Genomic DNA, 12247 nt, shown 5'->3' with positions numbered 1-12247 from the left:
TATTTGACGCCCTAGGTTACGAACCGACCGGCACTGTTGCCGGGCCGGCGACCGAGACTGCGCAGAACGAGCCTCGGTCCGGGGTACACGGGGGGCGGAGCCCCCGTGGGACTACTTGCTGTAGAACTCGACGATCAGCTGTTCGGTCAGCGGCACGTCGATCTGCGCGCGCTCGGGCACCTGGTGCACGAGGATGCGCAGCGTCGACGGAACCACCTGCAGCCACGCCGGAACCGGACGATCGCCGACGAGCTCCTTGGCGATCTGGAACGGAGTGGTCGCCAACGACTTCGGGCGGACGTCGATGATGTCGTACTGGCCGACGCGGTAGCTGGGCACATCGACCTTGACACCGTTGACGGTGAAGTGGCCGTGGCTGACCATCTGACGTGCCTGACGACGCGTGCGGGCGAGGCCGGCACGGTAGACGACGTTGTCCAGACGGGTTTCGAGGATGCGAAGCAACTCGTCACCGGTCTTGCCGGAGCGACGGTTGGCTTCCTCGTAGTAGCGACGGAACTGCTTCTCCATGACGCCGTAGGTGAAGCGAGCCTTCTGCTTCTCCTGCAGCTGGAGCAGGTATTCGCTCTCCTTGATGCGCGCGCGGCCGTGCTGGCCCGGCGGGTAGGGGCGACGTTCGAACGCCTGGTCTCCGCCGACGAGGTCGACGCGCAGACGACGGGACTTCTTAGTTGCTGGTCCGGTATAACGAGCCATTGTCCTAGTTCCTTACCTTCCCGCTAGACCCGGCGCCGCTTGGGCGGACGGCAACCGTTGTGCGGCTGCGGGGTGACGTCAGAGATGGTGCCGACCTCGAGTCCGGCGGCCTGCAGCGAACGGATCGCGGTCTCGCGGCCCGAGCCCGGCCCCTTGACGAATACGTCGACCTTCTTGACGCCGTGCTCCTGCGCCTTGCGGGCGGCGTTCTCGGCGGCGAGCTGCGCGGCGAACGGGGTGCTCTTACGCGAACCCTTGAAGCCGACGTGGCCCGAGCTGGCCCAGCTGATCACATTGCCGTTGGGCTCGGTGATCGAAACGATGGTGTTGTTGAACGTCGACTTGATGTGCGCCTGGCCGTGCGGAACGTTCTTTTTATCGCGACGACGAGTGCCCTTCTTGGGGCCTGCGCTACGTGACTTCGGAGGCATTACTTCTTCTTCCCGGCGATGGTCTTCTTCGGGCCCTTGCGAGTGCGGGCATTGGTCTTGGTGCGCTGACCGCGAACGGGCAGGCCACGACGGTGGCGCAGACCCTGGTAGCAGCCGATCTCGATCTTGCGTCGGATGTCGGCCTGAACCTCGCGGCGCAGGTCACCTTCGACCTTCACCGAGGCTTCGATGTACTCACGCAGTTTGGTGACGTCTGCGTCGGTCAGATCCTTGGCGCGCAGGTCGGCCGAGAGACCGGTACCAGCCAGGATTTCCTTGGAGGTGGTACGACCAACTCCGTAGATGTAGGTAAGTGCGATCTCCAACCGCTTCTCGCGGGGAAGATCCACACCAGCAACACGTGCCATGTGGGGTATTCCTTAACTTTTCAGAGGTCTGCTCCCAGTCCGCCCTGCTTGCTTTCAGGCTCCGGCCTCTGGTCCGAAGGTAGGCGGCGACCCGTGTGTCTCCGCTGGTGCTGGAAGTTTCGTCTCGATATTCAGTTGTGCGCTGTTCTCAAGCGTCCCTGTAGAAAGGCGCTGATCAGCCCTGACGCTGCTTGTGACGCAGGTTCTCGCAGATCACCATGACCCGACCGTTACGGCGGATCACCTTGCACTTCTCACAGATCGGCTTGACGCTCGGCTGGACCTTCACGTCAGCTTCTCCTGTTGTCCCACTCGGCGTCGGGCACGGCTGTGCCTGCGGCGTCGAGAACTGATTTCCCCTGGCGGATGCCAAAGAAGTTCGCTGCGGTCGCGGCGTCGTCGTGTTAGGTTCGACACCAGTGAACCGCGGGTCGGTGCGCCACGCGGATGAGACCTGCCCACACGTCATCGACACACCAGCGGTCCATGCTACGCGACGTGGTTCAACCGAGGCAAACCGCAGGTGACCGGCGGTGCCCGCTATTCTTCATCGGTGCCCCTCCCCAGCCCGCCGTCGGCGCGTCAGATCGCCGAGGTGGCGGCCGGCTTCGCCGTTCTCATCAGCTGCGTCGCAATCGGTTTCGCGATTCCACTGTGGCGCGGCTATATCGATCTACAGGTCTACCGCGACGGTGCGACGATGTGGCTCGACGGCGATCTGTACAGCGTGTGGGCACACGTCGACGGCATCTGGTTGCCGTTCACGTATCCGCCGTTGGCGGCCGTGGTCTTCGCTCCGCTGACCGTCCTGTCCCTGCCGGTCGCCGAAGCCGTGGTGTTTCTGGCGTCGATCGCGGCGCTGACGTTCACGCTGTGGCTGATCCTGCGCCGGATCGCACCCGGGATGGACCGGTACCGGGCGCTGGCGATCGTTCTCGGCGCCGCGGGTCTGAGCGTATTTCTCGAACCGGTGCGGGAGAACCTGAGCTTCGGGCAGGTGAACATCGTTCTGATGGCGATGGTGACCTTCGACACCCTGACGCGATCGCGCCGTTGGCCGCGCGGTGTGTTGATCGGCGTGGCCATGGCGGTCAAGCTCACGCCCGCGGGATTCCTGCTGTATTTCCTCGTCAAGCGCGACTGGCGGGCGCTGGCGACCGCGGTCACCGCCGGGATCGTCGCGACCGGCGTCGGATGGGCGCTCGCCCCCGACGATTCGCGTCGGTACTGGCTGCACGTGGTGAGCGACACGTCGCGGATCGGGCAGCCGTTCTATGCGACCAACCAGTCCCTCAAGGGAATGCTGTTCCGGCTCGGCCTCAGCGGGTCCGCCGCGACGGTGCTGTGGTTGACCATCGGACTGGCATGTGTCGTGCTGGGCGGGATCTGGATGCGCCGACTGTTCGACGCCGACGACGAGGTCTCCGCACTCTTGGTGAATGCGGTTGTGCTGCTGTTGATCTCGCCGGTGTCGTGGTCACACCACTGGGTGTGGGTAGCACCGGCGATTCTCGTCTTCGGCCACGCGATCATGACCGGCCGCGTCAATCGCGGCCTCGCCTGGGCCGGCGGTGGAGCTTGCGTGGTGTACGCCGTGGGCGCACACCTGTACCTGCCGCGCCACCACGGCGTCGAGCTGACGTGGTCGTGGTGGCAGCAGATAATCGGCAATGGGTTCGCCCTGGCAGCGCTCGCCATCCTGATCGCGGGGGCGACGCTGCACCGGCCGACTCGACCGGTCGGGCCTTAGACCGGCTTACTTGTACCGGTACACGATCCGGCCGCGTGCGAGGTCGTAGGGCGACAGCTCAACGACGACGCGATCCTCGGGCAGGATACGGATGTAGTGCTGCCGCATCTTCCCGCTGATGTGGGCGAGAACTTTGTGGCCGTTCTCCAGCTCAATGCGGAACATTGCATTGGGCAGAGGCTCGACTACGCGTCCCTCAACCTCGATGGCCCCGTCTTTCTTCGCCATATCCTCCGCGATCCCGGCTCACGCCTTCGCGTGTGATAGCCAATACTTGATTCGGTTCGGCGCGCTGTGCGCACCAACGCTCAATATTACGCGATGCGTTGAAGTTCGGCCAATCAGAACGGCGGGCGCACGGCCCTACACATTCACCCCGTACGCCGCGGCCATCGCACCGAGGCTGTCGAAACGATCCCCCAGCGCTCGGAAGCGCCACACCGCGCCGTCGCGGTAGACCTCGCCATAGGCGACGGCCAGTGCTCCGGCCATGTGCAGGTACAAGTCGTAGCGGGCCAGCGGGCCGCCGTTGGCGTCGGACACCGCGACGTGTCCTCCGCTGAACCGGCCGAAGTTGCCCTCACCGTTGTAGGCCGTCACCCCGACGACGACGCGCTGCACCGCGGGCGGCAACTGCCCGGTGTGCACCGCGATCGTCTCCTGGAACTGCGCCGACGGCAGTCCGACGTGCACGATCGCCCGCTCCGGCGACATCGCATTGTTGAAGAACACGAAGTGCGCGTCGGACACGATGCGTCCGGCACCGTCGAGCGCGTAGGCCGACAGGTCGAGGTCCAGATCGGGCCGTCCCCCGGCCGCGACACCGTCCCAGCCGATGCCGAAGGTTACCGACCCGACGGTCGACGGCGCGTCTGCATTCATCAACTCACCTCGGAAAGTGTTGGGAGCGCGATCTTCTCACTCATCGTTGCCACGGATTCGCCTGCTGAGTCGGGTGCCGCGGATCCGGCGGCCAGTGATTCGGTCGGTACTGATCCGGCTGGTACTGATTCGGTTGGTACTGATTCGGTTGGTACCGATTCGGATGGGGCGGGCCGGACGGCGCGAAGGGATTCGACGGCGGGGGCGCCTTGCTCATCGCGATGCCGGTGCAGAACAACATCGACGACGGCAGCCAGAGCATCACCGCGGCCAACGCGCCGGCGATCACCATCACCAGAATCACCGGACCGCCGAGCAGGCCGAACAGCGAGAACACCGCCAGCACCGACACCGCGTACCGGGGCCACGCCAGTCCCCGCCACACTGCGACGGCCAGCGCGCAGTATCCGACGGCGAAGCAGACAGCGATCACGGTGAGGACCGCCACCGCCCATCCCGACATCGTGCGGTACTGATCGGTGACATGAATCCACCGGCCGTCGCTCGTGACGGTGGTGTCGACCGTGTTGAACACCACCACGGCTATCACCATCTGCGCCATCGCCCCGACCGCAGCGACGCCAAGCGCGAGCACCGCGATCCAGACCGTGAGCGGCCGTGTGGGTTTCGGGAATGGCGGCGTCGGGTAGTGGTTTCGACTCGGGTCTGCGCTAGCGCTCCGACCCGGCTCAACCAGCGGAACTGGGCCAGCACTCGCGCTCCGACCCGGCGGAAAAGGGCTGGGCCGGAATGGATCGGGCTGGAACGGGTTGCCCATCAGCGGACGTCCTGCAGCACGCCGTCGGCCGCGAAGACCCAGCGGATGGGGTCCGCGCACCGGAACGGTGAGATGCCGCTGCGGTGGAGTTTCTCCCCCTCCGGTGTCTCCCCCAGCGCCGACACCGCGAAGAACCGGTGCTCATAGGTGTGGCCGGTCACGTAATTCTCCAACCGGGTCAGTAGCGGACCCGCCTCCAGGCGCTGCAGCAGACTCTGCACCTCCGCGTTGAGCAGGAGCCCGTCCTGCTCGTCGTAAGCCTGCCCCAGAAGTCCCGGATCACGGTTGAACGCGGCACCCGGATGCGACATCATCCGCCCCCAACGACTGCTGCTCACTTCCGAAAGCGCTTGCAGCGCATCGAATTTCGACAAGACCACAGCCAATTTGGGGTTCCCGTAGCCGATCAGCCGCATCACCGTGCGGAGCACCTCGCGGGGGTCGCCGCCCACCTGCGCCGACTCCGGCACCAGATCTCGCAGCTGATCGGCGATCTCGCTGACGCGCATCGGATCGAACAGGAAGATCACGGCGTCGGCGAGGGAGAAGAACTGCCAGGGTGTTCCGCCGATGTCGGCGCTCTCCATGTCCTCACCGGCGACGTCGCGGATCACCAGGTACCGCCGCACCTCACCCCAGAGGCCGAGGTTGAAGATCAGCGGCTCGTGCTGATAACTGCCGGCGAGCGCCGCTCGCGGCGTCGGCTGCACGATGCCGCGCTCGTCGAACAGCGGGCGCTCGTATTCGTCGCGGTAGCGACGCTGGGTGATCGCGTTGGCGGGCACCACCTCTCGGCCCAGGCGCTCGGCGTGTTTCTGCAGCTGCTTGATCAGCACCGCGATGAACACCGTCTTGCCGGTGTAGCGCGCACCGGCCATCGTCACGCACGTCGCGATCCCGAACCGCCAGTTCGGCGGCAACTCGTAGTGACAGGTCGGACACACTTCGACCAGGTCGGTCGCTCCGGCGGGAAACGGCGTCCAGTCGGGCCCGGCCCCGGGTGGCCGCGACCCGGTGTGGACATCGCCGCTGCGCACGTCGTGGCCGACGTACTGCGACGCCACCAGATCGACCTGCTGGCTGCTCGGCGCGACGTCGACCCACGCGAAATCGTCGGGCGGCAGAAAATTGAAGCAGCGCGGGCACTTGGTCATCGCAGCTCCCCACCGAAGAACGGGCCGAGCACGTCGGCGACGATCGCCCGGACGCGGTCAGGCTGGGCGGCCAACTCGGCACGCAGATCACCGCGGCCGGGCGCGATCACCGCTCCGACGAACCCGCTCCGACGTCGAACGGCAGTCGACGCCGAAAGCACCACAGCCGCAACGAGATTGCGTGATGCCACCGCGTTCGACGACCCCAGGTCGCCGCTGCCCGCGCGCGCCCGCTCCATGGCGCGGGTCACCAGCGCCGCACCGGCGTCGTCGGTGATCACGACGGTGAGGGTCGGATCGACCGGATCGCCCAGCGCGGCGAGCAGATCCACTCCCACGCCGAACCCCGCCGCGGGCGGCGCGCAGCACGCCGCGCCCAGTTCCGCTCCTTGCACGCGACGCCGATCGGCGCTCGGCCCGGCGATCACGACGTCGACGCCGGTCTGCCCGGAGATCACCGCGGCGAGTCCCGCCACGATGTCACCGGCGGCGGCGACGTCGCCCGCCGCGAACGCGCTCGACATCGACAACGACGTGTCGACGACGCACACGACGTTGCGGGTCGCGGTCTCGTGCATCTGGTCCACCCGCAGCACTCCGCGGCAGGCCACCCGCGCCTGTGCGCCCAGCGGCGGCAGGGGGGCGTCGGGCACGGCGAGGCGGGTGGTGACCAGCAGCGTGTCCGCACCGGCCGGCGCGACGGTGGCCAATTCGATGAAGCTGAGCCCGGACACGTCGCGCGGGGTCAGTTGCGCGACGTCGACGTCGTAGCCGACGCCGGTGTCCGGCCCGATGGACACGTGTAAGACGGTGCCGTCGTCGAAGCGCGAGCGCCCGGCGTCGGGCACGGCCACGACGATCACCTCGCCGTCGACGCGCGGCAGGATCACCATCGCCGCGGAGTGCACGATGGCCGTCGGTTCGTCGGTGCCGCCCGGCCGGCGTGCCGCCAACCGGGCGCTGACCGTGCCACTGCTGCCCGACGTCGACATGGTGACCGTCAGCGGTCGACGCGGCAGACTCGCCGACGCCTTGCCGTCAAGGATGTAGGTGGCCACGCTGGTCTCCTCGGTTGTTCGGCGTGAAAGTCACGCGCTCGGTGAACGTCACGGTCATCAGGGCTCGTCTCGGTTCCACAGCCGATTCCCCCACCCCTCGTGGTCGGCGGCGAGTCCCAGCCCGGCCAGCCAGGCGTGCGCCGCGTCCCGGTAGCCGGCGAAGAAGCGTTCCGCGGTGTCGGCCGACGCCGCGGCGACCGTCGGCCAGGTGCAGTCACGCAATTCGACGGCGCTGCGCGGCCCTCGATAAGTTCCGGCGGCGATCGCCTCGCGCAGCAGGGCCTCGTCCCACCGCCAGCCGCCGAACGCCGGATCGTCGAGCGGCGTCGTCGTCGCCGACAGTCGAAGTTGACGCAGGAATGATTGTGCCGCAACCCAATTCGTGTCCAGCTGGCCACCCCGCAGGGCACCGCGAATCAGCTCGGCGATCGATGAGGTGAGCGCGGGCAACCGCGCGGCCAACGCGCCGGTGAATCCGGTGGCGGCGCTGCGATCGTCCTGCGCGGCGACCACGGACCCGGCCGCGAGCATGGCGACCAGATCGGGCGCCGCATCGCCGAGCCAGGAGTGGTCGTCACCGGCGGCGAGCGTCTCGACGTCGTGCGCCCACTCCTCGCGCGGCGGAAGCAGACCGCTGCCGTGCCAGCCGCGCAGAGTAGCCGCGGCGACCAGCGCGGGATCGGCATCGTCGGAGTCGACGACCTTGCGCATCACGGTGTCATCGCGTGGGCCCCGGTAGACGACGGTCGCCAGCACCAGCGGCGACACCCGCCGTGGGTATTCGGTCGAGAGCGCGATCAATTCGCTCGCGTCGGGAACCTGCAGGGCGACCAGGTCGGAGACCAGGTCGCGGCAGCTCGCATCGTCGAAATGCGGATCGTCGACGGCCAGCTTCACCGCGTCGAGCACATAGTCCTGACGCATCGGGACGGGAATCGCGTACTCGCGCGCCGACAGCACGGTGCGCACCGCGAGGGGGAACAGGAATGAATCGGCCTCGGTGGGATTGGCGGGCAGTTCGAACCGCACGCCGCCGGCCACTTCGACGTCGTAGAGCCACTTGACGACCTGCGGACGCAGCGTCGCGACGCGCGTCGGCGACTCCTGCGCGACGAACGGCCGGATGAACGTCGCCCGCACCTGGGTCGCCAAGGCGTTCAGCCCGCCCGACTCCACCCACTGCGGGGTGGTCCACAGGAATTCGACGCCGCCGGCGTTGACCGTCGCCAGCAATTCGGCGCGCACCCTGGTGTAGGAGTCGAAGACGAGTCGGTCGAGCAGCTCGGCTAGCCGCAGCGCGGCGACGACGGCCTGGCCGGTATCGATCGCCGCGTCGGCCCGCAGTGTTGCACTCAGTGCCACGAGCCGCTGGACGTCGTCGGCACTCAGTGCCAGCGAACTCACCACCGGCACGCCGGACACTGCCGTCGACGACAGCCAATCGGGTTCGGCGAGAACGGCGTGCAGCAGACGATGCGCGACGCCCGAGGTGTCCTCGCCACGTTCGGCCGCACTCACCAGCCGTGCCAGCACCTGTCCCACCGTCATCGGGAACCGTGCTTGGGCCTGAGCCACCAGCTCTTTCGCCCACGCGACGTCGCCGACGATGGACGATCCGCCGTCGGCGATCACGCGTTGCGCCTCGGCCGCGAACTCGGCCAGGTCGGGATGGCGCGTCACCGCGATCGCCAGCGACCAGGCGGGCGAGGTCCCGGTGTCGCCGAGTTCGCGAGCGATCTCGTCCTGCCTGGCGAGGACCGCGGTCGCGATCTCGTCGTCGGCGAGCACGCCTTCGGCCAGCGCCGACCACGGGGTCACCGGAATGGCACCGCGTGCCACTCGATGAGCGATACCCGAGGTGAGGTCGCCGAGATTCGGTTGCTCGGCGGCGTCGACGATGACGGCTCCGGGCAGCTCCCATTTCTCCGGTATGCGCGAGCGCGGCACCACGATCACCTGCAATCCGGCTTCGACGCCGGCGAGGGCGGCCTCCGGCGCATCGTGCGTGCTGAAGGCGAACCGCTGCGCGGCGGCGGGCGACATGAAGTGGCTGATCGCGGCGATCCACGCGGCGGCCTCGTCGTGGTCGTCGACGAGCAGCGCGAGCGCCGGCCCGCCTGCCAGCGCGGCAGCGACCGCGTCGAGCATCACCCGGAACACCGACTGTCGGTCGACGTGATGGGCCAATAGGAATTCCACCGACGCAGCCATCGACATCGCCGGATTGGCGGGCGGCGGATAAGCGCTGGTCAGCTGGGCCGCGGCGACGTCGGGCACGCCGTAGGGCCGCAGCCAGCCGGGCGAGCGCCACAGTTCGACGGGGCGCACCGGGCTGGGCGCGGCGACGTCGCGGTCGAGGACCACGTGCGCGAACACGTTGCCGGGCCGGCCCGACGCATCGCGCCCGGCGTCGACGGTGTGCCAGTACGCGGCATGACCGGCGCCCGCAGCGGGCAGCGGAGCATAGCTGAGCCGGGCCGGGCGGGCGGCGGTCTGCTCCGGCGTCGGGAAGTCGGGCATGACCGGCAGCAGATCGAAGCGGGTCAGGATCCGGGCGGTGAGACTCTGCTGCTCGACGGCGTCGAGACCGCCGGTCTCCTGCTTGACCTGCCAGCCGCCGCGTCCGGAGCCGTCGTCGTAGGAGGTGTAGGTCAGTTGCGCGTAACGGGCCGTGGTCGCCTTGTCGAGCAGGATGCTGCGCGGTGCGGCCATGTCAATACCCCTGCTGCGCGGGCGGCAGCCACAGCAGATCCATCTTCGGATCCAGCAGGGCGATTCGGCGGGTGCGCCGATTGTCGCTGACGAACAGTCGCAGGAACCCTTCGACGCCGGTCAGGTCGACCGTCCAGTCGGTGGTGTTCACGCCGCGCCCGATCCGGTCGAGCTGGCAGTGCGGCACGCTGAATCCCTGATTGAGGAAGCTCAGGTTGCGGCCGTCGGCGGCGTCGAGCGGGAGGCGGTCCGGGTTGTGCACCAGGACGAAGGCCGGTGGGTCGTCGATGTCGGACTCCGCCTTGAGGTACAGCCGGACCAGGAGTTGACCGGGGCGGGCGTTGATCGCGACGAAGGTGTAGTCCAGCCGGGCCAGGCCCGGGTACTCCAGGGTCGTGACGTCGCCGCGGATTTCGTGGCCCGCCGAATAGGCGACGGGCACCAGGTAGATCGTGCAGCCGGTGGCCGGCAGCGGGCGCGGGAAGGTGAGTGCGCCGTCGCGCTGATGCGCGCTGAAACTGACCTCGGCGAACGGCGCCCCGGACGTGTTCTGCTCGACGGTGGCATTGCCGTAACCGATGTAGGCGAATACGCTCGCCGCGCCCGACGGCCAGCCGAAGGTGATCAGTTCGGTGTGGAACCGCTCGATCAGCCGGGGCGCCTGGACCGGCGGAAGCGGTCGCGCCTGCACGCGGGTCGTGCCGATGCGCACGCGTCCGCCGGACACCGTCACCGGCGTCAGATAGGCGCGATCCCAGCCCTGCGGCCACGGGACGCCGAGCATCTGCGAGGTCGTCTCGTCGAGCGCGCTGATCGGCTGCTTGATGCGGGTCGCCTCGCTGAATCCCTGCAGTTCGAGCGCCGCGGCGTCGAGATCCTCCCGCTCGAGGCCCGCCGTCGGCTGCTTGTTGAACCGATAGATGTGCACGATGCCGGTGTCCGGCGTCGACCATTTCAGATCGAACTGAGCATCGGCGTCGCTGATGGTGATCGCGAGGTCCGCGACGGGCGTGAGCCGCACCGAGACGAGGATCTCCTGCTGGGTGCGCCGCGACAGCCGCCTCGACCCGTTGACCTCCACCTCGGCCAGCGCGCGGTACAGGTAGCGGCGGCCACGCGGAACGTCGGCGTCGACGAAGCCGGTGAGGTTGGCGTCGCCGACGGCGATCTGATACTGCGGATCGTCGCCGGGCGTGCCGCCGCCTTCGAGCGGAATGCGGTACACGCGAACGGCTTTCGTTCCCGGGAACACCGACCACTGCCCGATGACCCGGCCCTCGTCCTCGGTGAGGGTCATATTGTCGACGGGGCTGATCTCCGAACCCTGCGCCCACATCACCGGCTGTGTCATGCGGGCGGCCGCGACGTCGGGGCCGACGTGCACCCACACCTGATAGGCGCGCACCGCCGACACCAGGAACCGGCCGTCGGTGCACCCGCGTGCGGTCGTCACCGTGACGAGATCGCCCGCTTCGGGTTTGTACGGTGGCGAGTCGTCGCCGGACACCACGCGGTAGATGACCGTCTGCCCCGGCGCGATCGGCCACGGATCCCAGCTCAGCGCGACGCCGTCGGGGGCGGCGGTGATGCCGATGCCGCCCGGACTCACCTCGGCGGGCGAGAAGTCGTAGGCGACGAAGTCGTTGTGGGTCAGATCGAGCCGGTTCGGATCGACGGTCGGCCCCGGCGTCGGATCGGGCAGCGGATTGGTCCCGCTCAACACCACCGGCGTGGGCGTCGCGGAGTGCTGGGGCGCCTGGTGGACCGGCGCGGGCGCCGTGACGGGCTGTCCTCCGACACCCAGCTCGGCGAAGACGCGGGCCAGATCCCCGGCGAGTCCGGCGGCTGATCCGGGCAGCTTCATCCGGATCTGTTCTTCGCTGGTCTGCCGGTATTTCACCAGGTTGCGCAGGGTGACGTCCTTGATCGCGTCGGCGCCCTGGACGCCGTCGGCGATCTGGCGGCCCCGCCATTCGATGAGCGCGGCGACCACCGCGGCCCGGTTGTCCGGGTCGGCGTCCACGCCCGGTCTCGTCGCAACCTTCGTCCGCTGCCCCGCCGGCTCCGGCTCCGGTTCTGGATCTGGTTGCGGCAGGGCGGCTTCCGGCACGACTGATGCCGGCGCGGGGTTAGTTGCCTGCGGCTCTCGAACGGGTCTGCGCAAACTGTCGGGCAGTTGCGCGGCCGCGACCGGCGCCAATACCCCGAGCCGCACCTGACGTAAGAGGTATTCGATGGTCGGGGTCCACACCGCGACGACGTCGGGCACGGTACCCGACGACCAGTTGTCGGGCTCGCGGGAGATCCGGACCAACTGCTCGGCGTCGGGCACCGGACGGTGCTGCTCGCCCGCCCACAGTGTCAGCGCGGCGAGGAGATCCTCTGCGGTGGCCATGC

Annotated in this window: 12 protein-coding genes; 1 reads left to right on the top strand and 11 read right to left on the bottom strand. The window is 68.3% G+C overall.

The window, feature by feature from the left end; genetic code table 11:
- Nucleotides 1-111 precede the first annotated feature (111 nt).
- From rpsD to rpmJ, 4 genes are all read right to left on the bottom strand, one after another.
- Nucleotides 112-717 carry a 30S ribosomal protein S4 gene (gene rpsD / locus HH308_RS02950; protein ID WP_170192680.1) on the bottom strand — a complete coding sequence of 202 codons (606 nt, stop codon included), beginning with the start codon at nt 715-717 and terminating at the stop codon, nt 112-114.
- A 23-nt stretch (nt 718-740) separates the two neighbouring features.
- On the bottom strand, nt 741-1148 hold the full coding sequence (rpsK, locus tag HH308_RS02945; RefSeq protein WP_170192679.1) for a 30S ribosomal protein S11: 408 nt from the start codon (nt 1146-1148) through the stop codon (nt 741-743).
- Nucleotides 1148-1516, bottom strand: a complete 369-nt coding sequence (gene rpsM / locus HH308_RS02940) for a 30S ribosomal protein S13 (RefSeq protein ID WP_170192678.1) — start codon at nt 1514-1516, stop codon at nt 1148-1150. Before rpsM ends, rpsK begins: the two co-directional genes overlap by 1 nt.
- A gap of 175 nt (nt 1517-1691) precedes the next feature.
- The gene (gene rpmJ / locus HH308_RS29670; protein WP_005207978.1) at nt 1692-1805 is read right to left on the bottom strand and encodes a 50S ribosomal protein L36; all 114 of its coding nucleotides are present in this window, start codon (nt 1803-1805) and stop codon (nt 1692-1694) included.
- Between the two features lie 264 nt (nt 1806-2069).
- Between rpmJ and HH308_RS02930 the strand changes: the two genes are divergently transcribed.
- Complete coding sequence (locus tag HH308_RS02930; RefSeq protein WP_170192677.1) at nt 2070-3266, top strand: glycosyltransferase 87 family protein; 1197 nt, start codon at nt 2070-2072, stop codon at nt 3264-3266.
- Nucleotides 3267-3272: 6 nt separating this feature from the next.
- Here the strand turns inward: HH308_RS02930 and infA are convergent, their stop codons facing one another.
- From infA to HH308_RS02895, 7 genes are all read right to left on the bottom strand, one after another.
- Entirely contained in the window at nt 3273-3494 is a 222-nt protein-coding gene (gene infA, locus HH308_RS02925) for a translation initiation factor IF-1 (RefSeq protein ID WP_007616247.1), read from the bottom strand.
- Nucleotides 3495-3629: 135 nt separating this feature from the next.
- A complete protein-coding gene (locus tag HH308_RS02920) occupies nt 3630-4148 on the bottom strand; it encodes a TerD family protein (protein ID WP_170192676.1) in 519 nt (172 codons plus the stop codon).
- Nucleotides 4149-4188: 40 nt separating this feature from the next.
- Nucleotides 4189-4743, bottom strand: coding sequence for a hypothetical protein (locus tag HH308_RS02915; RefSeq protein WP_170192675.1), 555 nt, complete (start codon nt 4741-4743; stop codon nt 4189-4191).
- Nucleotides 4744-4925: 182 nt separating this feature from the next.
- Nucleotides 4926-6080: a hypothetical protein gene (locus tag HH308_RS02910; RefSeq protein WP_170192674.1), complete on the bottom strand. Its 1155-nt coding sequence runs from the start codon at nt 6078-6080 to the stop codon at nt 4926-4928.
- Nucleotides 6077-7138 carry a hypothetical protein gene (locus HH308_RS02905; RefSeq protein ID WP_170192673.1) on the bottom strand — a complete coding sequence of 354 codons (1062 nt, stop codon included), beginning with the start codon at nt 7136-7138 and terminating at the stop codon, nt 6077-6079. The genes HH308_RS02910 and HH308_RS02905 overlap by 4 nt, the downstream gene beginning before the upstream one ends.
- A gap of 57 nt (nt 7139-7195) precedes the next feature.
- On the bottom strand, nt 7196-9850 hold the full coding sequence (locus HH308_RS02900) for a GAP1-N2 domain-containing protein (protein ID WP_170192672.1): 2655 nt from the start codon (nt 9848-9850) through the stop codon (nt 7196-7198).
- A 1-nt stretch (nt 9851) separates the two neighbouring features.
- Complete coding sequence (locus tag HH308_RS02895) at nt 9852-12245, bottom strand: SaeA-related protein (RefSeq protein ID WP_170192671.1); 2394 nt, start codon at nt 12243-12245, stop codon at nt 9852-9854.
- Nucleotides 12246-12247 lie beyond the last annotated feature (2 nt).

Origin of the sequence: Gordonia asplenii (assembly GCF_012933505.1) — a bacterium.
Classification (GTDB): Bacteria; Actinomycetota; Actinomycetes; order Mycobacteriales; family Mycobacteriaceae; genus Gordonia; species Gordonia asplenii.
The sequence above is the reverse complement of the archived record's forward strand: the minus strand, read 5'-3'. Positions and strand labels throughout refer to the sequence as shown.